Genomic DNA, 23,183 nt, shown 5'->3' on the forward strand with positions numbered 1-23,183 from the left:
GAAACCAAGGTTTCGACCCCTTACTTCCTCTCCTAGACGCCTATCTTGCGCGCTGACAGCCGGTTCAGGGCAATTTCCCTTTCTAACCCGCCCGTCATTGCCTTAAGATCGGCTCTTACGTCCCTTTCCTCCGTCCCAGGAGTCCTGTCATGTCAGAATCTGACCTCGTTTCACGCCCGAATACCGTCCTGCCGGTGCTGCCGCTCCGCGATATCGTGGTATTCCCGCACATGATCGTGCCGCTGTTTGTCGGCCGCGACAAATCCGTGCGCGCGCTGGAAGAGGTAATGGGCAAGGACAAGCAGATCCTGCTTGTGGCCCAGCGCGATGCCGGTGAAGACGATCCGACCCCGAACGATGTGTATGACATCGGCACGGTCGCAAGCGTCCTGCAGCTCCTCAAACTGCCCGATGGCACCGTGAAGGTGCTGGTGGAGGGCGGCGAGCGCGCAACCGTGCAGCGTTTCACCAAGGATGACGATTTCCTTGAAGCCGAGATCGCCTATCTGGAGCCCGCCGAGGAAGACCCGGCGGAACTGACCGCGCTCGCGCGTTCGGTCGTTGCCCAGTTCGACGCCTATGTGAAGCTCAACAAGAAGATCCCGGCCGAAGTGCTGGCGACGATCAGCCAGATCGAGGACCACGGCAAGCTTGCCGATACGGTTGCCGCGCATCTGGCGCTGAAGATCGGCGACAAGCAGGAACTGCTGGCCATCCCGACGATTTCCGAACGCCTTGAGCGCATCTTTGCCTTCATGGAAGGCGAGATCGGCGTGCTGCAGGTGGAGAAGAAGATTCGCGGCCGCGTGAAGCGGCAGATGGAGAAGACCCAGCGCGAATATTATCTGAACGAGCAGCTGAAGGCGATCCAGAAGGAACTTGGCGAAGGCGACGATGGCCGCGAGGAAATTCAGGAACTCGAGGAAAAGATCAACGCCACCAAGCTTTCGAAGGAAGCCAAGGAAAAATGCCTGGCCGAGCTGAAGAAGCTGAAAACCATGAGCCCCATGTCGGCCGAAGCGACCGTGGTGCGCAACTATCTTGACTGGATGCTGACCGTTCCGTGGGGCAAGCGCAGCCGCGTCAAGAAAGACATCAAGCTCGCCCAGAAGGTGCTGGACGCCGATCATTACGGCCTCGAAAAGGTCAAGGAACGGATTATCGAGTATCTGGCCGTGCAGCAGCGCGCCAAGGTACTGAAAGGCCCGATTCTCTGCCTAGTCGGTCCTCCGGGCGTTGGTAAAACCTCGCTCGGCAAATCCATCGCCAAGGCAACGGGGCGCGAATTTGTGCGCTTCTCGCTCGGTGGCGTGCGGGATGAGGCCGAGATTCGCGGTCACCGCCGCACCTATATCGGCTCCATGCCCGGCAAGGTCATGCAGTCGATGAAGAAGGCCGGCAGCACGAACCCGCTGTTCCTTTTCGACGAGATCGACAAGATGGGGCAGGACTTCCGCGGCGATCCGGCTTCGGCGCTGCTTGAGGTGCTGGACCCCGAACAGAACTCCAAGTTCAACGACCATTATCTGGAGATCGACTATGATCTCTCGGACGTGATGTTCGTCACCACCGCCAACTCGCTCCGGATGCCGCAGCCGCTGCTGGACCGGATGGAGATCATCCAGCTTTCGGGCTACACCGAAGACGAGAAGGTCGAAATCGCCAAGCGTCACCTCATTCCGAAGATCATCAAGGATCACGGACTGAAGCGCGGAGAATGGTCGATCTCGGATGGTGCTGTCCGCGATGTGATCCGCTATTACACTCGCGAAGCCGGGGTGCGGAGCCTGGAGCGCGAATTCGCCAAGCTCGCCCGCAAGGCGGTGAAGGAAATCGTCGAGGGCAAGAAGAAGTCCATCTCGCTCACGTCCCGCAATCTCGGCAATTATGCCGGGGTGCGCAAATATCGTTACGGCGAGATCGACGAGATCGATCAGGTTGGCGTGACAACCGGTCTTGCCTGGACCGAAGTGGGCGGCGAGCTGCTGCCCATCGAGGCCGTGACCGTGCCCGGCAAGGGCGCGATCAAGCAGACCGGCAAGCTCGGCGAAGTGATGAGAGAATCGATCGAGGCGGCACGTTCCTATGTGCATTCGCGTTCGCTCGCTTTCGGTATCCAGCCTTCGGTATTCGAGAAAAAGGATATCCACATTCACGTGCCCGAGGGTGCAACGCCGAAAGACGGCCCGTCGGCCGGTATCGCCATGTGTACCTCGATCGTCTCGGTCCTGACCGGGGTTGAGGTTCGCCGCGATATCGCCATGACCGGCGAGGTGACCCTGCGCGGTCGCGTTCTCGCCATTGGCGGACTCAAGGAGAAGTTGCTGGCTGCTCTCCGCGGGGGAATCACCAAGGTGCTGATCCCGGCGGACAACGAGAAAGACCTCGCAGAAATCCCCGATAACGTGAAAAGGGGCATGGAAATCGTCCCCGTGCGCTCCGTGGACGAGGTTTTGAAGCATGCATTGGTGAAACCGCTGACCCCGCTTTCACCTGAGGACGTCGAGCCAATCCCTGATATTTCCAAGGAAAAATCGGTTTCCGGGGTGCAAGCGACGACTCATTAATCGCCTTGAATCAAAACGCGCCGAATTCAAGCGAAAAAAAATTAAAAAACCGCAGTTTTCTGCGGTTTTTTGCTTTGACATAAGGATTTTTTCAGTTCTACATTGTCATCGCATTTCGGGGCTGGATCATCCAACCCAGTCCTTTAACTCAGAGGGGGATACCTTGAACAAGAACGATCTCATTGCAAAAGTCGCCGATGCAGCTGCTCTTTCGAAAGCCGACGCTGGTAAAGCTGTTGATGCCGTCTTCGACGCCATCACCGCTTCGCTCAAAGCTGGTGACGAAGTTCGTCTCGTAGGCTTCGGCACTTTCGCTGTTGCTGCTCGTGCAGCGACCACGGGTCGTAACCCGCGCACCGGCGAAGAAATCAAGATCCCGGCTTCGAAGCAGCCGAAATTCAAGGCCGGCAAAGGCCTCAAGGACGCCGTTAACGGCTAATCCTGACATCAGGTTCTAGAGAAACGGCCGTACAGATTGTGCGGCCGTTTTTCTTTTCAAAAAACCTGAAAATAGGGCTGGACAGGGCGGCAGTTTGGCCCTAAAAGCGCCGTCACCCGGTTGAAAGTGGGCGATTAGCTCAGTTGGTAGAGCATCTCGTTTACACCGAGAGGGTCGGCAGTTCGAGCCTGTCATCGCCCACCACTTACCGGCCGCCTTGCATGACACCCATGCAACTCCATGTCAGAATGAACGGGCAATTAGCTCAGTTGGTAGAGCACCTCGGTCACATCGAGGGGGTCAGCGGTTCGAGCCCGTTATTGCCCACCATTCGACGACAGAGGCGGACATGACCCATCCTTCCGAAGATGATGCTGCGAAAACGCCCGAAGCAAAGCCTGCGGCGCGCGCACCTATTGTCATCGAGGCGTCATGGGCGCCGAAGGACCCGCGCGACAAGCTTTATGACGATGATGCAACGGCCAGCGAGAAGGCGGGGTCGGTGGTCAGAATCGTTGCGGCATTTCATCCGGTTCTCAATTTTTTCCTGATCATTTTCGATCTCATTCGCAACCGCGACTGGCGCGGTTTCCTGATGCTTGGCGTTTTTGCATTGCTGATTCTCGGCGGGGCTTGGCTGTTCGTCTGGCGCGTGTAGAAAAATCGTCGCGCAAAGTTGAAAAAGCTGATTGACAGGGGAGGGCAGCGCCCTTAAACAACGCCCCGCAACAAGCGACACGCGGGTGTAGCTCAGTTGGTTAGAGTGCCGGCCTGTCACGCCGGAGGTCGCGGGTTCGAGCCCCGTCACTCGCGCCATCGCTTGGTGAAGAAAGCCGCAGGTTTCTGCGGCTTTTTTCGTTTTCAGGATTGCCACACTGAAACCCCTGCGTGACACGGTGCACCAGCAGGCCTGCGCGCTACAGCCCATTGCCGCCTACTGGTCCCAGTTTTCCTTTGCCATCAATGCCATCGCCCGCCATCCTTTGCTGAAACGTTCTGGGGGAACAGGTATGTCATCTTCAATGCGCATTCTGCTGGCGCTCTTTCTCGGCGTGGCTGGCGGTGCGTTGCTGCAGGCCTATCTGCCGCACTGGGTAAGCGACGTGGAGGCGCTGACCGGCCCGGTTGGCGCAATGTGGCTTGCGGGCTTGCGCATGGCCGTGGTGCCGCTCATTTTCGCGCTGATCGTGACAGGCATCGGCACGGCGACCGAAGCAGCGGCCGCTGGCGGCATGGTGGCGCGGTCGCTTGGGCTTTTTCTTTTCCTCCTGGTGGTGTCGGCGCTCATCGGCGTCATCCTGATGCCGGCCTTCCTGTCGATGATGCCGGTGGACCCGGCAGCCGCCGAAACGCTCCGGGCATCTGTGGCATCCACGGCGACGATCCCGGAAACCCCGGGGCTTGGGGACTGGTTCCGCAGCCTCATTCCATCGAACATTCTGGCGAGTGCGGCGAACGGCGACAGCCTGCAGATCGTTATCTTCGCCATCATCTTCGGATTCGCCATCACCCGCCTGCCGGAAGGCCCGCGCGTGATGCTGACCGACTTTTTCCGGGCGGTCGGTGACGCGATGATGCAGATCGTGCACTGGGTGATCTGGGTGGCGCCTGTCGGGATTTTTGCGCTTGCCTTCTCGCTCGGGGCAGGGGCGGACGCAGCGCTCGCCGAAGCGCTTCTCTCCTATATCGTGATGATTTCGGTCCTGTGCATCATCTGCGGCCTCGTTATCTATCCGCTTGTCGGCTGGTTCAGCGGCGTCAAGGTGGGTGATTTTGCCCGGGCGGCTGCCTCGGCGCAGGTGGTGGCGGCATCGACCCGGTCTTCGCTCGCCAGCCTGCCTGCCACCATCGAAAGTGCGGACCGGCTGGGCATCGACAAAAGGGTAAGCGGCGTGGTGCTGCCGATGGCGGTTTCGCTCCTCCGCGTGACAAGCGCCTCCGCCAATCTCGGGGTCGCCATCTTTATCGCCCATATATACGGTGTGGAGCCCAGCATGACGACGCTGCTGGCCGCGGGTGCGCTTTCGGTGCTTGTCAGCCTCACCATCGTCAGCCTGCCGGCGCAGGCCAATCTCTATATCGTCATTCCGCCGCTCTGTGCCGTGTTCGGGGTGCCGCCCGAAATTCTGGCGGTGCTGGTGGCCGTTGAAACCTTCCCCGATACCTTCCGGACCATCTCGAATGTCACGGCGAATCTGGGGGTTAGTGCCATTGTTGCGAATAGGGACAAAAAAAAGAACGAGACTGATTGACAAGGGCAGGCGGTGGCCCTAAACACTGCCCCACCAAACGATGCGGGTGTAGCTCAGTTGGTTAGAGTGCCGGCCTGTCACGCCGGAGGTCGCGGGTTCGAGCCCCGTCACTCGCGCCAGTTTGGTCCAAGAAAAACGCGCTTTGCTCCGGCAGGCGCGTTTTTGTTTTTCCAGCATGTTTTCGCATGATGACACAGGCACTTAACGTGCCCAGTTGAGAGTCGTTCTTAAAGCTCAACCCTTTTCATGCCGTGAGCCCCTCGTTATACTGCCGCCACGACCCAATATGGCCAAATTCTGTCTTTACGGCGGCACACTTGGTCGATAAAAGGGCGCTAGTCAATCCGGGCTAACGAAAGAAGGCACCTTCATGCAATCGTTGCTCATGCAGTATCTGCCGATCCTTATTTTCCTTGGAATCGCCATTGGTCTGTCCGTGGTGTTCGTGGCTGCCGCCTGGCTCATCGCCCGGCAGAATCCCGATAGCGAAAAGCTGTCGGCCTACGAGTGTGGTTTCGAGGCGTTCGAGGATGCGCGGCACCAGTTCGACGTCCGCTTCTATCTGGTGGCGATCCTCTTCATCATCTTCGACCTTGAGGTCGCCTTCCTGTTCCCGTGGGCTGTGACCCTCGGCAAGATCGGGCTCTTCGGTTTCTGGTCGATGATGGCCTTCCTTGGTGTCCTCACCATCGGCTTCATTTATGAATGGAAGAAAGGGGCGCTCGAATGGGAGTAGAAGTCTCTTCCACGGCGGTTGCCACAGGGGCTGAGAACCCGGCGGACAATGCCTATTTCCAGAATCTGAACGAGGAACTGACCGACAAGGGTTTTGTCGTCACGTCTCTGGAAGAGCTGGTCAACTGGGCACGCACCGGTTCGCTCTGGTGGATGACCTTCGGCCTCGCCTGCTGCGCGGTCGAGATGATGCATTCCTCCATGCCGCGCTACGACCTTGAGCGCTTTGGCGTTGCCCCGCGTGGCAGCCCGCGCCAGTCGGACGTGATGATCGTGGCCGGTACGCTCACGAACAAGATGGCACCGGCGCTGCGCAAGGTTTACGACCAGATGCCCGAGCCGCGCTATGTGATCTCGATGGGCAGCTGCGCGAACGGCGGCGGCTATTATCACTATTCCTATTCGGTGGTGCGCGGCTGCGACCGCATCGTGCCCGTCGACATTTATGTTCCGGGCTGCCCGCCGACGGCGGAAGCGCTGATCTATGGCATCCTGCAGCTGCAGCGCAAGATTCGCCGCACCGGGACCATCGTTCGTTAATTCGGGGCAGCCGGGCGGCGCGCGCCCGGCTTTCCATGACCCGCGGAGGCCGACACTCCGCCCGAATCCAAGGGAGCGCGTAAGCGCATGACTGACAAAGTTTTGAAGGATCTTGGGGATCATATCGCCGGGCGCCTGCCGAACGAGGTGATCGCGGTTTCGGTTGCCTTTGGCGAGCTGACTGTGACGGCGCGCGCCGACCATGTCCAGAAGGTGCTGACCTTCCTGCGGGACGACGGCGATTGCCTGTTCAAGCAGCTTGTCGACCTGTGCGGGGCTGATTATCCAGAGCGCGTGAAGCGCTTCGATGTTGTTTATCACCTGCTGTCGGTTCACCTGAACCAGCGCATCCGCGTGAAGGTGGAAACCGATGCCGATACCCCGGTGCCGACCGCGACCGAGATTTTCCCGGCTGCCGGCTGGTTCGAGCGCGAGGCATGGGACATGTACGGCATCTTCTTTGCCGACCATCCGGACCTCAGGCGCATGCTGACCGACTATGGTTTTTCGGGCCATCCGCTTCGCAAGGATTTCCCGCTCACCGGCTATGTCGAGGTCCGCTATTCCGAGGAAGAGAAGCGCGTGGTTTACGAACCCGTCAAGCTCGCCCAGGAGTTCCGCTCCTTCGATTTCATGAGCCCGTGGGAAAGCGCGCAGTATGTGCTGCCCGGTGACGAAAAGGCGGAGTCCAAGTAATGGCTGAAGTCGATATCAAGAATTATTGCCTGAACTTCGGTCCGCAGCACCCTGCGGCCCACGGCGTGCTGCGCATGGTGATGGAGCTGGACGGCGAGGTCGTGGAGCGGGTTGACCCCCATATCGGCCTTCTGCACCGCGGCACCGAGAAGCTGATCGAGTACAAGCAGTATCTGCAGGCCATGCCGTATTTCGACCGCCTCGACTATGTGGCGCCGATGAACCAGGAGCATGCCTTCGTTCTCGCCATCGAGAAGCTGATGGGCGCCGAAGTGCCCCTGCGCGGCCAGTATATCCGCGTTCTCTTCTCGGAAATCGGCAGGGTGCTCAATCACCTCTTGAACCTGACGACCCACGCGATGGACGTTGGCGCGCTGACCCCGATTCTCTGGGGCTTTGAAGAGCGCGAAAAGCTGATGGTCTTCTATGAGCGGATTTCGGGCGCCCGCCTGCACGCCGCTTACTTCCGCCCGGGTGGTGTCCACCAGGACATGCCGGCAGGGCTTGCTGAAGACATCATGGCATGGACGGAAACCTTCCCGGCGGTTCTCGCCGACATGGAAGCCCTTCTGATCGACAACCGTATCTTCAAGCAGCGTAACGTCGATATCGGCGTGGTCAGCGCTGAAGATGCGTTCGCCTGGGGCTTCTCCGGCCCGATGCTGCGTGGTTCGGGCATCGCCTGGGATCTTCGCAAATCGCAGCCCTATGAAGTCTATGACAAGATGGATTTCAAGGTGGCTGTCGGCAAGAACGGCGACTGCTACGACCGCTTCATGCTGCGGATCGGCGAGATTTACGAATCGCTGAAGATCATCCGCCAGTGCCTGAACGACATGCCGGGTGGCCCGGTCCTTTCCATCGACAACAAGATCGCCCCGCCGCGCCGGGCCGATATGAAGCGTTCGATGGAAGCGCTCATTCACCACTTCAAGCTTTACACCGAAGGCATCCGCGTCCCCGAGGGCGAGGTTTATGCCGCGGTTGAAGCGCCGAAGGGTGAGTTTGGTGTCTATCTGGTTTCCGACGGCTCGAACAAGCCGTACCGCTGCAAGATCCGGGCACCCGGATTCGTGCATCTGCAAGCGATGGATTTCATGCTGAAAGGCCACATGCTGGCCGATGCGCCGGCCGTACTCGGCGCGATGGATATTGTGTTTGGTGAGGTGGACAGATGAGCACGGCAAGCGAAACCGTGGCCTTCGCCTGGACGGCGGAAAACGAGGCCGAAGCGCAGCGTCATATCGCCAAGTATCCGTCCGGCAAGCAGCAAAGCGCCGTGATGCCGCTTCTGCATCTGGCGCAGAAACAGAATGACGGCCATGTCACGCAAGAGATCATGGAATTCATTGCCGATTATCTCGGCATGCCCGCGATCCGCGTGATGGAAGTAGCCACTTTCTACACGATGTATAACCACAAACCCGTGGGTAAACATCATGTGCAGGTCTGCACCACCACGCCGTGCTGGCTGCGGGGTTCGGATGGCATCGTTTCGGCCTGCAAGAAGCGCCTCGGCGTTGAAATGGGCGGTACGACGGCTGACGGCATGTTCACGCTTTCGGAAGTCGAGTGTGCGGGTGCCTGTGTCAACGCACCGGTCGTGGCGATCGGCGACGATTATTACGAAGACCTGACGCCTGAAAGCATGACGGCGCTTCTCGATGCGCTCGCCAAGGGCGAGGACGTGAAGCCGGGTCCGCAAAATGGTCGTCAGACGAGCGCGCCCGAGGGCGGCGCCACGACGCTCAAAGATTTCATCGCGAAGGCGTAAGGGGGAATATGATGCTTCAGGATAAAGACCGCATCTTCACCAACCTCTACGGACACCAGGATTGGCGCCTGCCGGCTGCCATGAAGCGCGGTGACTGGGATGGTACGAAAGACATTCTCGCCAAGGGGCGCGAGTGGATCATCGAAGAGATGAAGGCCTCGGGCCTTCGTGGCCGTGGCGGCGCAGGCTTCCCGACCGGTCTCAAATGGTCCTTCATGCCCAAGCAATCGGACGGTCGCCCGAGCTATCTCGTGGTGAATGCCGACGAGGGCGAGCCCGGCACCTGTAAAGACCGCGACCTGATGCGCCACGATCCGCACAAGCTGATCGAGGGCTGCCTGATCGCCGGTTTCGCCATGAATGCTGTGGCGGCCTACATCTATATCCGCGGCGAATTCGTCCGCGAGGCCGAAGTTCTGGACGCGGCGATTGAAGAAGCGCGCGCCAAGGGCTTCCTCGGTTCGAACGCCTGCGGTTCGGGCTATGCTTTCGATGTATTCGTGCATCGCGGGGCAGGGGCCTATATCTGCGGCGAGGAAACCGCGCTCATCGAAAGCCTTGAAGGCAAGAAGGGCCAGCCGCGCCTGAAACCGCCGTTCCCTGCGAACGTTGGTGTCTGGGGCTGCCCGACCACGGTGAACAACGTGGAATCGATTGCCGTTGCCCCCACGATCCTGCGTCGCGGCGCCAGCTGGTTCTCCGGCATTGGCCGCCCGAACAACACCGGCACCAAGGTCTTCTGCATTTCCGGGCATGTGAACAAGCCCTGCAACGTGGAAGAAGAGATGGGCATTCCGCTGAAGGACCTGATCGAGAAGCATGCCGGCGGCGTGCGCGGCGGTTGGGACAATCTTCTGGCCGTCATTCCCGGCGGTTCGTCGGTGCCCCTGCTGCCCAAGTCGGTCTGCGACACGGTGCTGATGGATTTCGACAGCCTTCGTGAAGTGCAGTCGGGCCTTGGCACGGCGGCGGTGATCGTCATGGACAAATCCACGGATGTCGTGAAGGCGATTGCGCGTCTTTCCGCCTTCTACAAACACGAAAGCTGCGGCCAGTGCACGCCGTGCCGTGAAGGCACCGGCTGGATGTGGCGGGTGATGGAACGTCTGGTGAAGGGCGAAGCCGAGAAATCGGAAATCGACATGCTTCTCGACGTTTCGAAACAAATCGAAGGCCATACCATCTGCGCGCTTGGCGACGCGGCGGCTTGGCCGATCCAGGGTCTGATGCGCCACTTCCGCGGGGAAGTGGAAGCGCGGATCGATGCCTATCACGCCAAAGCGGCAGCGGAGTAAGGCCGAGAGGGAAGCCTCGAGGCCAGGAGAAACAGATGCCCAAGCTTACGATTGACGGACAGGAAGTCGAAGTCGCACCCGGCACAACCGTGCTGCAGGCGTGCGAGGAAGTCGGGGTCGAGATCCCGCGCTTCTGCTATCACGAACGCCTGTCGATTGCCGGTAACTGCCGGATGTGCCTTGTTGACATGGAACGCTCGCCGAAGCCCATTGCTTCGTGCGCGATGCCGGTTGGCGAAGGCATGGTGATCCACACAAACACCGAACGCGTGAAAAAAGCGCGCGAGGGTGTGATGGAATTCCTGCTGATCAACCACCCGCTCGATTGCCCGATCTGCGATCAGGGCGGCGAGTGCGACCTGCAGGATCAGGCCATGGCCTTCGGTCGTAGCGGCAACCGCTACCACGAGAACAAGCGTGCCGTGGAAGACAAGTATATGGGGCCGCTCGTTGAAACGGCGATGACCCGTTGCATCCATTGCCAGCGCTGCGTTCGCTTCACCGAGGAAGTCGGTGGCGTGGACGATATGGGCTCGATCTGGCGCGGTGAGCACACCGAAATCACCACCTATCTGGACAAGGTGATCGAGAGCGAGCTTTCGGGCAACGTGATCGACCTTTGCCCCGTCGGTGCGCTGACCTCGAAGCCCTACAGCTTCACCGCGCGCAGCTGGGAACTGAAAAAGACCGAATCCGTGGATGTGATGGACGCCGTTGGCTCCAACATCCGTGTGGACGCGCGCGGCAACGCCGTGATGCGCATCCTGCCGCGTCTGCATGAAGACGTGAACGAGGAATGGATTTCGGACACCACCCGCTTCGCCTATGACGGCCTGAAGCTGCGCCGCCTTGACACGCCGTATGTGAAAAAGGGCAAGAAGCTTGAGGAAGCCTCGTGGGGCGATGCCTTCGCGGCGATCAAGAAGAAGCTGAAAGACGTGAAAGGCGCTGAAATCGCTGCCGTGATCGGTGACCTTGCCGACATGGAATCGATGGTGGCCCTGAAAGACCTTCTCGGCGGCCTTGGCTCCAAGCGGATTGAATGCCGTCAGGATGGCACCGCGCTCGAAGCTGGCGTTCGCGCCTCCTACATCATGAACTCGGGCATTGCCGGCATCGAGGAAGCGGACTTCCTGCTGCTCGTCGGCACCAACCCGCGTTTCGAGGCACCGCTCGTCAACGCCCGCATCCGCAAGGCAACCCGCCACAGCGGCCTGAAGGTTGCGAACATTGGTTCGGCTGAAGACCTGACCTACAAGGTCGAGGAATTCGGTGACGATGCAACGCTCCTGAAGAAGGTGCTGGGCGGTCGTCATGAGCTGTCGAAAGCGCTGAAAGCCGCCGCCAAGCCGATGATCGTCGTCGGTCAGGGTGCGCTGCGCCGCGCTGACGGTGCGCAGGTCCTGAAGGCCGCGCATGACATCGCTGAAAAATACTGCGTCAAGGAAGGCTGGAACGGCTTCAACGTCCTCCACACCGCTGCTGCCCGCGTGGGCGGTCTTGACCTTGGCCTCACCGCCAAGGGCGGCATCGAGGCGATCAAGGCTGATGCCGAAGCCGGCAAGCTGAAGGTTGTCTTCCTCCTTGGTGCGGACGAGTTCGATACCTCGGCCTTCAAGGATACCTTCGTTGTGTATCTTGGCACCCACGGCGACGAAGGCGTGAAAAACGCCGACGTGATCCTGCCGGGTGCGGCCTACACCGAGAAGTCGGGCACCTATGTGAATACCGAAGGCCGTGTGCAGCGTACCGAAAAGGCCGTCTTTGCCCCGGGCGACGCTCGCGAGGACTGGACGATCCTGCGTGCGCTCTCCGACGTGCTCGAAGTCAAGCTTGGCTATAACAACCTTGGCGAACTGCGCGCCCGGCTCGTGAAGCTGGCGCCGCTGGCCGCCACGCTCGATACGCTCGTACCGGCTGAATGGGCCGATTTCGGTGCCGAGGGCGATGTTGCCGAGGGCGGATTCGCACCGGCAATCGGGAACTTCTATCTGACGAACCCGGTCCTCCGGGCGTCCAAGATCATGGCCGAGTGCGTGGAAATACGCGAAGGCAACGCTGAGGAGGCGACGGGAACCCATGGTTGAGGCGATCTATTCCCTTTTCGGCGTTGAATCGCCGCTTCTGTATCTCACCGCGATTGTCCTTTCGATCCTCGCGATTGTGCTGCCGTTGCTGATCTCGGTTGCCTTTGCGGTTTATTTCGACCGCAAGATCTGGGCAGCCGTGCAGATGCGCCGCGGCCCGAACGTGGTTGGCCCCTTCGGCCTGCTGCAATCGTTCGCGGACGGTCTGAAGCTGTTCGTCAAAGAGACCGTGGTGCCGGCTGGCGCCAACAAGTTCATCTTCCTGATGGCCCCGATGATCACCTTCACGCTCGCGCTCATCGCCTGGGCGGTGATCCCGTTCGATGCGGGCATGATGATCTCGGACCTGAACGTCGGTATCCTTTATATCCTCGCCATCTCGTCGCTTGGCGTGTACGGCATCATAATGTCGGGCTGGGCGTCGAACAGCCGCTACGCCTTCCTTGGCGGCCTGCGCTCTGCAGCACAGATGGTGTCCTACGAAGTGTCGATCGGCTTCGTCCTTGTATGCGTGCTGATGGCCGTTGGGTCGCTGAACCTTTCGGACGTCGTGAATGCGCAGTCGGGCGGGATCTGGAACTGGTACTTCATCCCGTTCTTCCCGATCTTCATCATCTTCTTCATCTCGGCACTGGCTGAAACCAACCGTCCGCCGTTCGATCTGCCAGAGGCAGAAGCCGAACTCGTGGCCGGTTACCAGGTTGAATACAGCTCGATGGCTTTCGCGCTCTTCTTCCTTGGTGAATATGCCAACATCCTCCTGATGTCGGCTGTGATGGCCGTGCTGTTCTTCGGTGGCTGGGAAGCCCCGATCCCGGCGCTTGATTTCATCCCCGGCATCTTCTGGATGTTGGCCAAGATCGCGTTCGGTTTCTGGATGTTCGCGATGGTGAAGGCCTTCGTGCCGCGCTACCGCTACGATCAGCTGATGCGCCTTGGCTGGAAAGTCTTCCTGCCGCTGTCGCTGTTTTTCGTCGTCTTCTACGCCGGTATCATGGTCGCTTTCGACCTGCTGCCGAGCCAAGGTTAAGAAAGGCTACTTGAACGATGACCGCAATTGCACAAGTCGCCAAAAGCCTGCTGCTGAAGGAATTCGTCGGCGCCTTCTGGCTGTCGATCAAATATTTCTTCCGTCCCAAGGCGACGATCAACTATCCGTACGAAAAGGGCCCGCTTTCGCCCCGTTTCCGTGGTGAGCATGCCCTGCGCCGTTATCCGAACGGTGAAGAGCGCTGCATCGCGTGCAAGCTTTGCGAAGCGATCTGCCCCGCGCAGGCCATCACCATCGAGGCCGAACCGCGCGAAGACGGTTCGCGCCGCACCACGCGGTACGACATCGACATGGTGAAATGCATCTATTGCGGCTTCTGTCAGGAAGCCTGTCCGGTGGATGCCATCGTCGAAGGCCCGAACTTCGAGTTCGCGACCGAAACGCGGGAAGAACTTCTCTACAACAAAGACAAACTCTTGGCGAACGGCGAGCGGTGGGAGCGTGAAATCGCGATGAACCTCAAGCTCGACGCGCCCTATCGCTGATGCGGACCGAAGGACCGGAGAAAGACCAATGACACTGACCGCAGGGGCTTTTTACCTGTTTGCCTTCGTCGCCGTGGCGGCAGGCTTTCTGGTGATTTCGGCCAGAAACCCGGTACATTCCGTACTGTGGCTGATCCTGACCTTCTTCAGCGCTGCCGGCCTCTTCGTCCTGATGGGCGCCGAGTTCCTGGCGATGCTGCTGGTAATCGTTTACGTGGGGGCCGTGGCCGTCCTCTTCCTCTTTGTGGTGATGATGCTGGACATCAACTTCGCCCAGTTCAGGAAGGGCGCGCTGCAATATATCCCGATCGGCGGCCTTGTCGGCCTCATCCTTCTGGCTGAACTCGTCACGCTCGTGATGGCCTGGCAGTTCGGCGACAAGGTGGCAGACAATGTAACCGCGCCGATCCCGGCGGCCGAACAGGTTGAAAACGTGAAGGCGATGGGCGCGATCCTCTATACGGATTATCTGTTCATCTTCCAGACCGCAGGCCTGATCCTTCTCGTTGCCATGATCGGTGCGATCGTACTGACCCACCGTCAGCGCGCCGGCGTGAAGCGCCAGAACATCTCCAAGCAGGTCGCGCGCAAGCCGAAGGATGCTTACGAGATGGTCGAGGTCAAATCGGGCGAGGGCATCGGCTCCGCCAGCAAGAAAGGCTAGGGGATAGAAGCGCCATGGAAATCGGGCTCGCACACTATCTGGCGGTTGCTGCAATCCTGTTCGTCTTCGGGGTGTTCGGCATCTTCCTCAACCGGAAGAACGTCATCATCATCCTGATGTCGGTCGAACTTATGCTGCTCGCCGTCAATATCAATCTCGTCGCCTTCTCGACTGCGCTCGGCGATCTCGTCGGCCAGGTCTTCGCCATGTTCGTCCTGACTGTGGCGGCGGCGGAGGCTGCAATCGGCCTCGCCATTCTGGTGATCTACTTCCGTAACCGCGGCTCCATCGCGGTTGAAGACATCAACCAGATGAAGGGGTAAGGACCATGATGTACAAGTTTATCGTATTCCTGCCCCTTATCGGGTTCCTGATCACCGCCCTCTGGGGCCGCAAGATCGGCGAGCGCACCAGCCAGCTCCTGACCTCGTCGCTGGTCAGCGTCTCGGCTGTGCTGTCGTGGATGGCCTTTGTGGATGTGGCGTTCGGCCACAACCAGTACAGCATCCATGTGCTGTCGTGGGTGACCTCGGGCACGCTTGAGTTCAACTGGGCCTTCCGCATCGACACGCTCACCGCCGTGATGCTTGTTGTCGTGAACTCGGTTTCGGCGCTCGTGCACTGGTATTCGATGGGCTATATGCATGAAGACCCGGATACACCGCGCTTCTTCAGCTACCTGTCGCTTTTCACCTTCGCGATGCTGATGCTCGTCACCGCCGACAACCTCGTCCAGATGTTCTTCGGCTGGGAAGGCGTGGGCCTTGCCTCGTATCTCCTTATCGGTTTCTGGTTCAAGAAGCCGAGCGCGAACGCTGCCGCCATCAAGGCATTCGTTGTGAACCGCGTGGGCGACTTTGGCTTCTCGCTCGGTATCTTTGCCGTGTTCGTGCTCTTTGGCACCGTGAACTTCGCCGATATCTTCGCAAATGCCGGCAACTATCAGGATGCCAAGCTCGTCTTCCTTGGCCATGAATATCATGCGCTGACGGTGATCTGCCTGCTGCTCTTCGTGGGCGCCATGGGCAAGTCGGCCCAGCTTGGCCTCCACACCTGGCTGCCGGACGCGATGGAAGGCCCGACCCCTGTGTCGGCGCTCATTCACGCGGCAACCATGGTGACGGCGGGCGTGTTCCTTGTGGCGCGTTTCAGCCCGGTCTTCCAGTATGCGCCGGATGCGCTGGCTGTTGTCACCGTTGTCGGTGCAGCAACCGCCTTCTTCGCGGCGACGGTTGGCCTTGTGCAGAATGATATCAAGCGCGTGATCGCCTATTCGACCTGTTCGCAGCTTGGCTACATGTTCTTCGCGCTTGGTGTTTCGGCTTACGGCGCTGCCATTTTCCACCTCTTCACCCACGCCTTCTTCAAGGCGCTCCTGTTCCTTGGCGCCGGTGCGGTCATCCACACCATGCATCATGAGCAGGACATGCGGAACATGGGCGGCGTGCGCAAGTTTGCCCCGCTGACCTTCATCTTCATGACGATAGGCACGCTGGCGCTGACGGGCTTCCCCTTCACTGCAGGCTTCTATTCGAAGGACATGATCCTCGAGGCCGCCTATGCCTCGCATTCCTTCGGTTCGAGCTTTGCCTATGTGCTGGGTGTTGCCGCTGCCTTCATGACGAGCTTCTACAGCTGGCGTCTGGCTTTCATGACCTTCACCGGCGAATGCCGCGCGGATGCGGATACACAGCACCATGCGCATGAAAGCCCGTGGATCATGCTGTTCCCGCTCGCCGTCCTTTCGGTGGGTGCGATTGCCGCTGGTTTCGTGTTTGCCGAATATTTCGTCGGGCACGAGCGTGAAGCCTTCTGGAACGGTGCGCTTGTCACCTTCGCGGGCGACGTGCTGGATGAAGCCCACCATGTGTCGGGTGCCGCCAAGTGGGCGCCGACCGTGATGATGGTCCTTGGTTTCCTCCTGGCCTTCCAGATGTATGTGCGCCGCACCGACATCCCGGCCAAGGTCGCGGAAACGTGGGACGGGCTTTATGCCTTCCTCCTCAACAAATGGTATTTCGACGAGCTTTATAACTTCCTGTTCGTGCGCCCCGCCTTCTGGCTTGGCCGCGTATTCTGGAAGCGCGGCGACGAGCAGACCATCGACGGCTTTGGCCCGAACGGTGTGTCGTCGGCGGTGGCTGCTATCGCTGCCCGCGCCCGCAAGCTGCAGTCGGGTTACGTTTATCACTATGCCTTCGCCATGATCATCGGCCTCGCACTTGCGATCACCTGGTTCATGGCGCAATCACCGGCTGGAACGCATTAAGAAGGGCAGGGGACTTTCACTATGACTTTCTTTGAAGGACATCTCCTGTCGTGGATCATGGCCGTGCCGCTTATTGGCGCACTGGTCATCATGATGATCCGCCATCAGGATAGCGAGATCGAGGCACGGAACATCCGCTCCGTGGCGCTTCTCACCACGCTTGCCACGTTCCTGCTGTCGATCGTGCTCTGGACAGGCTTCGACAGTTCAACCGCCGACTTCCAGTTTGTCGAGCGCGTCAATTGGTTCGGGGCGATCAACTATTATGTCGGCGTGGACGGCATCTCGATGCTGTTCGTGGTGCTGACCGCCTTCCTGATGCCCATCGTGGTGCTTGCGGCCTATGGCTCTGTCGAGCGCCGGGTGAAGGAATATATGGTCGCCTTCCTCGTCCTTGAGACGCTGATGGTTGGCGTGTTCGCCTCGCTCGATATCTTCCTCTTCTACGTCTTCTTCGAAGGCGGCCTCATTCCGATGTATCTGCTGATCGGTGTGTGGGGTGGTGTGAACCGGATTTATGCCGCGTTCAAATTCTTCCTCTACACGCTCCTCGGCTCGGTGCTGATGTTGGTGGCCGTCCTTTATATGTTCGTGGAAACCGGTACGACCGATATCCCGCTCCTGATGCAGGCGCATTTCGACCCGGACGTCCAGACATGGCTGTGGCTTGCTTTCTTCGCCTCGTTCGCAGTGAAGATGCCGATGTGGCCGGTGCACACCTGGCTGCCGGACGCCCACGTACAGGCACCGACCGGCGGCTCGGTGATCCTGGCAGGCGTTCTCCTGAAGATGGGAGGCTACGGCTTCCTGCGCTTCAGCCTGCCGATGTTCCCGGATGCTAGCCAGGAATTCGCATGGCTCGTCTTCGGCCTGTCGATTGTTGCGGTGATCTATACCTCGCTCGTCGCCCTTGTGCAGGAAGACGTGAAGAAGCTGATCGCCTACAGCTCGGTCGCCCACATGGGCTTCGTGACCATCGGTATCTTCGTCCTCAACACCAATGGTGTTGAAGGTGCGATCTTCCAGATGCTGAGCCACGGTGTTGTCTCGGGCGCGCTGTTCCTTTGCATTGGCGTGATTTACGACCGCCTGCACACCCGCGAGATCAGCCGTTACGGCGGCCTCGCCATCAACATGAAGGTCTATGCGACCCTCTTCGTGATCTTCTCGATGGCATCGGTCGGCCTTCCCGGCACCTCGGGCTTCGTCGGTGAATTCCTCGTGCTGAACGGCGCCTACACCTACAACAGCTGGGTGGCCTTCGGTGCGGCCTTCGGCGTGATCCTTGGTGCGGCCTACATGCTCTATCTTGTCCGCCGTCTCGTCTTCGGCGAGCTCGACAAGGACGACGTGCGGGCAATGCCGGACCTGACGCTGCGCGAGAAGCTTCTCTTCCTGCCGCTTGTGGCTGCCGTCTTCTGGATGGGCGTCTATCCGAACAGCTTCCTCGATCCGATCCATGCGTCGGTCGCCAACCTGATCGACACGAAGTTCCCGGCCGTGGAAGCCCCGATGGTGGATACCCCGGCGGAAACCGTTACCGAAACCGAAACTGCGACGGAAGAAGCGTCGCAGCCGGTTCACCACTAAGGAGTGCCTTTGATGACCGCAGACCTTCCGAGCTTTGCCCCGGCCCTGCCGGAGATCGTCCTGGCGCTCGGCGCAATGGCGCTCCTGATGCTCGGCGTCTTCCGTTCGGGCAAGGCTTACACGCAGGTGTCGTCGCTGACGGTGTTCCTGTTCATCCTCGTCGGTGTGCTCCTTGTTGCCTATGTGGGCGGCGAGCGCAGCGTCACCTTCTCGGGCCTCTTCGTGACCGACAGCTTCGCGATCTTCTCGAAGATCCTGGTGCTCGTGGGCTCGGGCGTCGCCCTGATGATGTCGTCGCGCTACATGGCGGACCACGGGATCGACCGGTTTGAATATCCGGTGCTGATCGCGCTCGCCACGCTTGGCATGATGATCATGATCTCGGCCAACAACCTCATGTCGCTGTATGTCGGCCTCGAACTGCAGAGCCTTGCGCTCTATGTTCTTGCCGCCATCCACCGCAACCGCAACCGCGCGACCGAAGCCGGCCTCAAATACTTCGTCCTTGGCGCGCTCTCTTCGGGCATGCTCCTTTACGGCATCTCGCTCATTTACGGCTTCACCGGCACGATCTCGTTCGATCTTCTGGCTGATAGCGTGAAAACGGGTGAGCATGCAGGCATCGGTGTGATCGTCGGCATGGTCTTCCTGATCGCCGGTTTCGCCTTCAAGGTTTCGGCTGTGCCGTTCCATATGTGGACGCCGGACGTGTATGAAGGTGCGCCGACCCCGGTGACCGCCTTCTTCGCAGCAGCCCCCAAGGTAGCGGCGCTTGCCATGTTCGTGCGTGCCATGTTCGGTGCGTTCGGCGAGCTGGTGACCGAATGGCAGCAGGTTGTGATCTTCATCTCGATCGCTTCGATGATCGTTGGTGCCGTGATCGCCATCGTGCAGACGAACATCAAGCGCCTGATGGCCTATTCGTCCATCGGCCATGTCGGCTACGCGCTTGTCGGCCTTGCCGCAGGCACCGAAGCCGGTGTTGAAGCACTGCTCGTTTACATAGCCATCTATGTGACGATGACCCTTGGTTCGTTCGCTGCCATCCTGTCGATGCGCCGCAACGGCCAGATGGTTGAGGAAATCAGCGATCTCGCCGGCCTGTCGCAGACCAATCTGCCGCTTGCCATCGGTATCGCCGTCTTCATGTTTTCGCTGGCCGGTATCCCGATTCTGGCAGGCTTCTTTGGCAAATGGGTGGTCTTCTGGGCGGCTGTCGAAGCTGGTCTCACGCCGCTTGCCATCGTTGGCCTCCTCGCCAGCGTGATTTCCTGCTTCTATTACATCCGTATCGTGAAGGTGATGTTCTTCGACGAGCCCGCCGGCAACTTCGACGCCGACAAGGGCCGCGCTATCCCGCTCGTGATCGGCGTGTCGGCTGTGCTGCATTCGCCGGTCAGCTTCCTGCTGATCTCGCCGCTCATCGCAGCCGCAGCCTGGGCAGCGAAGTCGCTGATCTACTGATCTTGACCGATACAAGAGAAGACTGGAGCGCCTCGGCCCCCCATGGGGTCGAGGCCTTCTATTTTGACGAGCTGGACAGCACCAACGCCTGCGCCGTTGCCATGGCGGAAGGCGGGCACCGCACGCCGCTGTGGCTGGTCGCTGGCACGCAAACAGCTGGCCGCGGTCGGCGTGGCCGGGTCTGGACCTCGGCGATCGGCAATCTTTACGCCAGCCACCTGTGCTTCCCGCTCCTGAAGGCGGATGCAATGGGCAGCCTGCCGTTCGCCCTGTCGCTGGCGATCCGCGATACCTTCATCGCGCTTGGTGCCTATGCCGACGACGTGCAGGTGAAATGGCCCAACGATGTGCTGATCGGTGGCCGCAAGGCATCGGGCATTCTGGCCGAAAGCGCGGCGGACGGCGCGGGCGGCCTTGCCTATCTCGTGATCGGAATCGGGCTCAATCTCGCCCATCACCCTTCGGACGCGCAGTTCCCGGCAACCGACCTGAAAACGGTCACGGGGCAGGGCGTGCCTGTGCGCGAAGCCTTCGCTGCCCTTGCCGTTTCGGTGGAGCGGGCACTGACGCGGCTCGGTGCTGCCGACTGGCCACAGGTGCGCGAAGAATGGCTGGCGCATGCCTGGGGCATGGGCGAGCGACGTGTGTTCCAGACAGCGAACGAACGCTTCGAAGGCCGCGCCGAGACACTCGCCACAGATGGCGGGCTTGTCGTTTCGCTGGACGGCGGCGGGCAAATGCGCCTATATGCCGGGGACATATTTCCAGTGGCCGATCCGAAACGGGGTTTCTGACCATGCTCCTGACCATCGACGCGGGCAATACCAACACGGTCTTCGCGCTCATCGACGGCGATACAATCGTCGAACAATGGCGCCTTTCAACGAATGACCAGCGCACCGCAGACGAATATCTTGTCTCCATCAGCCATCTGATGTCGCTGCATGGCCGTAAACCAAGCGACGTCACGGGCGCGATTATCGCAAGCGTGGTGCCGCAGGTGGTGTGGCCGCTGACGCAGCTTTGCCAGAAATATTTCGCAACCCGGCCGCTGATCGTCGGGGCGCCCGATGTGAAGCTTGGTGTCGAGGTGCATGTGAAGAACCCGGCGGAAGTCGGCGCTGACAGGCTTGTGAACGCTGTGGCGGCCGATGCGCTGTATGGTGGGCCTGCTATCGTCGTGGATTTCGGCACAGCCACCACGTTCGATATCGTGGGCGACAAGGGAGCCTATCTTGGCGGGGTGATCTGCCCCGGCATCAATCTCTCCCTTTCCGCCCTGCACCAGGCAGCGGCCAAGCTGCCGCGGATCGCCGTAACCCCGCCCGCCACCAATCTGGTGACCGGCAAAAGCACGCTCGAAGCCATGCAGTCGGGCGTTTTCTGGGGTTATGTCGGCATGATCGAAGGGCTTGTGGTCCGGCTGAAGGCCGAACACAGCCCCACCATGAAGGTGCTGGCAACCGGGGGGCTTGCCACCATCTTCTCCAACCGGACCGATTCCATCGATGTGGTGGTCGGTGACCTGACCCTGCAGGGGTTGCGGCTCATCTATGAGCGTAACGTAGCCTCCGCCTAAACAAGGAATTTTGATGGCCTATTTGCGCGCCAGCGACGACCGCCTGCTGTTTCTGCCCCTTGGCGGCTCCGGCGAAATTGGCATGAACCTCAATCTCTATGGCCACAAAGGCAAGTGGCTGATGGTGGATTGCGGCATGAGCTTCGCTGACGCCGGCACACCGGGCGTGGACCTCATCTTCCCCGATCCGGGCTTCATCGAGGACGAACAGAAGGATCTCGTCGGCCTTGTCGTCACGCACGGGCACGAAGACCATATCGGCGCCGTACCCTATCTGTGGTCGCGTTTCCGCTGCCCCGTTTATGCCACGCCTTTCACGGCGGAACTGATCAAGGACAAGCTTTCGGAAGCCGGGCTTCTGGATGTGGTGCCGCTGACGATTGTGAACCAGTCGGAGCCCTTCGCGCTCGGCCCGTTCACCGTCACCTATGTGCCGCTCGCGCACTCGATTGCCGAAGGGCACGGCCTGGCGATTGAAACGAGCCAGGGCACGATCTTCCACACCGGTGACTGGAAGCTGGATGACCGGCCGATCATCGGCCCCGTCTGCCCGTCGCCGACCCTGAAGGCGCTCGGCGACAAAGGCGTGCTGGCGCTGGTGGGCGACAGCACCAACGTTTTCAACGAAAGCGAATCCGGGTCCGAGGCTGCCGTGAAGGAAAGCCTGATGGATATCGTCGCCGGTATCGAGGAACGGGTGATCATCACCACCTTCGCCTCGAACGTCGCGCGGCTCGATACCATCGGGCAGGTAGCGCGCAAGCATGGCCGCCATGTCGTGCTGCTGGGCCGTTCGATGCACCGTATCCTGAAGGCCGCGCAGGCGACCGGATACCTGACCGATTTCCCCGAACTCGTGGACGAGGCCGACGCCGGCGCCTTCCCGCGCGACAAGATCCTGATCGCCTGCACCGGCTGTCAGGGCGAAGACCGCGCTGCGCTCGCCCGTATCGCGCGCGACGACCACAAACATCTGAATATCGCCCCCGGCGATACGGTCATCTTCTCGTCGAAGATTATCCCCGGCAACGAGATCACCCTCGGTGCGCTTTTCAACCAGCTGGTCGAGAAGGGTGTGAAGGTGATCACCGAGAAGGATGCTTTCGTGCATGTGTCCGGCCACCCGGGCCGCGCCGAGCTCAGGAAGATGTATGGCTGGACGAAGCCGACCTGCGCCATTCCGGTGCACGGTGAGCCGCGCCACCTGTACCGGCACGCGGCCCTCGCGCTCGAAATCGGTATCAAGCACACGATCGTGCCGGCAAACGGCGACGTGATCGAGATTTCGGAAGACGGCCTGAAGCTGATCGACAAGGCCCCCGTGGGCCGCACCGCGCTAGATGGCAGCGTTGTGGTGCCCGCAGACGGTGTTTCCATCGTGGACCGCCGCCGTATCGCCATGAATGGCTATGTGGCTGCAAGCGTCATCCTTGATGTGAAAGGCCGGCTGGCGGTGGAGCCGCTTCTGGCCCTGCGCGGCCTACCACGGCAGGACGATGATACATTCTATGATGCGATGGTTGCGGATGTGGAAGACGCGCTGGAGCGCCTGTCACGCAACGACCGCGAAGATGATGATAAGGTGGAAGAGGCTGCCCGCGTGGCGATCCGCCGCCTTTGCCGCAAGGAAATCGGCCGCAATCCGTCGGTCGATATCCTGATCACGCGGCAGGACGAGATCGATTTTGGCTGAAGG

At 60.2% G+C, this 23,183-nt stretch carries 21 protein-coding genes and 4 tRNA genes; all 25 read left to right on the forward strand.

What is annotated here, in order from left to right:
• The first annotated feature begins 149 nt into the window (after positions 1-149).
• Positions 150-2,567, forward strand: coding sequence for an endopeptidase La (gene lon / locus PH603_RS08485; RefSeq protein WP_289501836.1), 2,418 nt, complete (start codon positions 150-152; stop codon positions 2,565-2,567).
• A gap of 163 nt (positions 2,568-2,730) precedes the next feature.
• Complete coding sequence (locus PH603_RS08490) at positions 2,731-3,006, forward strand: HU family DNA-binding protein (RefSeq protein WP_289501838.1); 276 nt, start codon at positions 2,731-2,733, stop codon at positions 3,004-3,006.
• A 128-nt stretch (positions 3,007-3,134) separates the two neighbouring features.
• Positions 3,135-3,210 (forward strand) — tRNA-Val (locus PH603_RS08495).
• Between the two features lie 50 nt (positions 3,211-3,260).
• Positions 3,261-3,336, forward strand: a tRNA-Val gene (locus PH603_RS08500).
• 19 nt (positions 3,337-3,355) lie between these two features.
• Complete coding sequence (locus PH603_RS08505) at positions 3,356-3,664, forward strand: hypothetical protein (protein ID WP_289501840.1); 309 nt, start codon at positions 3,356-3,358, stop codon at positions 3,662-3,664.
• 81 nt (positions 3,665-3,745) lie between these two features.
• Positions 3,746-3,822: transfer RNA gene (locus PH603_RS08510), tRNA-Asp, on the forward strand.
• Positions 3,823-4,016: 194 nt separating this feature from the next.
• Complete coding sequence (locus PH603_RS08515) at positions 4,017-5,258, forward strand: dicarboxylate/amino acid:cation symporter (protein WP_289501842.1); 1,242 nt, start codon at positions 4,017-4,019, stop codon at positions 5,256-5,258.
• A 42-nt stretch (positions 5,259-5,300) separates the two neighbouring features.
• Positions 5,301-5,377, forward strand: a tRNA-Asp gene (locus PH603_RS08520).
• Between the two features lie 251 nt (positions 5,378-5,628).
• Complete coding sequence (locus PH603_RS08525) at positions 5,629-5,994, forward strand: NADH-quinone oxidoreductase subunit A (protein WP_289501844.1); 366 nt, start codon at positions 5,629-5,631, stop codon at positions 5,992-5,994.
• Positions 5,985-6,533, forward strand: coding sequence for a NuoB/complex I 20 kDa subunit family protein (locus PH603_RS08530; RefSeq protein WP_289501846.1), 549 nt, complete (start codon positions 5,985-5,987; stop codon positions 6,531-6,533). Before PH603_RS08525 ends, PH603_RS08530 begins: the two co-directional genes overlap by 10 nt.
• An 87-nt stretch (positions 6,534-6,620) precedes the next feature.
• On the forward strand, positions 6,621-7,229 hold the full coding sequence (locus tag PH603_RS08535) for an NADH-quinone oxidoreductase subunit C (protein ID WP_289501847.1): 609 nt from the start codon (positions 6,621-6,623) through the stop codon (positions 7,227-7,229).
• The gene (locus tag PH603_RS08540; RefSeq protein ID WP_289501849.1) at positions 7,229-8,407 is read left to right on the forward strand and encodes an NADH-quinone oxidoreductase subunit D; all 1,179 of its coding nucleotides are present in this window, start codon (positions 7,229-7,231) and stop codon (positions 8,405-8,407) included. The genes PH603_RS08535 and PH603_RS08540 overlap by 1 nt, the downstream gene beginning before the upstream one ends.
• Positions 8,404-9,003 (forward strand): NADH-quinone oxidoreductase subunit NuoE, encoded by a 600-nt coding sequence (gene nuoE, locus PH603_RS08545; protein WP_289501851.1) that lies wholly within the window; start codon positions 8,404-8,406, stop codon positions 9,001-9,003. The genes PH603_RS08540 and nuoE overlap by 4 nt, the downstream gene beginning before the upstream one ends.
• Positions 9,004-9,014: 11 nt before the next feature.
• Entirely contained in the window at positions 9,015-10,298 is a 1,284-nt protein-coding gene (gene nuoF, locus PH603_RS08550) for an NADH-quinone oxidoreductase subunit NuoF (RefSeq protein ID WP_353507393.1), read from the forward strand.
• A gap of 35 nt (positions 10,299-10,333) precedes the next feature.
• Positions 10,334-12,385: an NADH-quinone oxidoreductase subunit NuoG gene (nuoG, locus tag PH603_RS08555; RefSeq protein WP_289501856.1), complete on the forward strand. Its 2,052-nt coding sequence runs from the start codon at positions 10,334-10,336 to the stop codon at positions 12,383-12,385.
• Positions 12,378-13,415 carry an NADH-quinone oxidoreductase subunit NuoH gene (gene nuoH, locus PH603_RS08560; RefSeq protein WP_289501857.1) on the forward strand — a complete coding sequence of 346 codons (1,038 nt, stop codon included), beginning with the start codon at positions 12,378-12,380 and terminating at the stop codon, positions 13,413-13,415. The genes nuoG and nuoH overlap by 8 nt, the downstream gene beginning before the upstream one ends.
• A gap of 17 nt (positions 13,416-13,432) precedes the next feature.
• Positions 13,433-13,921 (forward strand): NADH-quinone oxidoreductase subunit NuoI, encoded by a 489-nt coding sequence (nuoI, locus tag PH603_RS08565; RefSeq protein ID WP_289501859.1) that lies wholly within the window; start codon positions 13,433-13,435, stop codon positions 13,919-13,921.
• Positions 13,922-13,949: 28 nt separating this feature from the next.
• Positions 13,950-14,585, forward strand: a complete 636-nt coding sequence (locus tag PH603_RS08570; protein WP_289501861.1) for an NADH-quinone oxidoreductase subunit J — start codon at positions 13,950-13,952, stop codon at positions 14,583-14,585.
• Between the two features lie 14 nt (positions 14,586-14,599).
• Positions 14,600-14,908 (forward strand): NADH-quinone oxidoreductase subunit NuoK, encoded by a 309-nt coding sequence (nuoK, locus tag PH603_RS08575; RefSeq protein WP_289501862.1) that lies wholly within the window; start codon positions 14,600-14,602, stop codon positions 14,906-14,908.
• Positions 14,909-14,913: 5 nt separating this feature from the next.
• Complete coding sequence (gene nuoL, locus PH603_RS08580; RefSeq protein WP_289501864.1) at positions 14,914-16,854, forward strand: NADH-quinone oxidoreductase subunit L; 1,941 nt, start codon at positions 14,914-14,916, stop codon at positions 16,852-16,854.
• Positions 16,855-16,875: 21 nt separating this feature from the next.
• Complete coding sequence (locus tag PH603_RS08585) at positions 16,876-18,444, forward strand: NADH-quinone oxidoreductase subunit M (RefSeq protein WP_289501866.1); 1,569 nt, start codon at positions 16,876-16,878, stop codon at positions 18,442-18,444.
• Positions 18,445-18,456: 12 nt separating this feature from the next.
• Positions 18,457-19,908: an NADH-quinone oxidoreductase subunit NuoN gene (gene nuoN / locus PH603_RS08590; protein ID WP_289501867.1), complete on the forward strand. Its 1,452-nt coding sequence runs from the start codon at positions 18,457-18,459 to the stop codon at positions 19,906-19,908.
• Between the two features lie 2 nt (positions 19,909-19,910).
• Positions 19,911-20,702: a biotin--[acetyl-CoA-carboxylase] ligase gene (locus PH603_RS08595; protein WP_289501869.1), complete on the forward strand. Its 792-nt coding sequence runs from the start codon at positions 19,911-19,913 to the stop codon at positions 20,700-20,702.
• A 2-nt stretch (positions 20,703-20,704) separates the two neighbouring features.
• The gene (locus PH603_RS08600; RefSeq protein ID WP_289501871.1) at positions 20,705-21,487 is read left to right on the forward strand and encodes a type III pantothenate kinase; all 783 of its coding nucleotides are present in this window, start codon (positions 20,705-20,707) and stop codon (positions 21,485-21,487) included.
• A gap of 13 nt (positions 21,488-21,500) precedes the next feature.
• Positions 21,501-23,180: a ribonuclease J gene (locus PH603_RS08605; RefSeq protein ID WP_289501873.1), complete on the forward strand. Its 1,680-nt coding sequence runs from the start codon at positions 21,501-21,503 to the stop codon at positions 23,178-23,180.
• The last annotated feature ends 3 nt before the right edge of the window (positions 23,181-23,183 follow it).

Source organism: Gimibacter soli (genome assembly GCF_028463845.1).
Classification (GTDB): domain Bacteria; phylum Pseudomonadota; class Alphaproteobacteria; order Sphingomonadales; family Kordiimonadaceae; genus Gimibacter; species Gimibacter soli.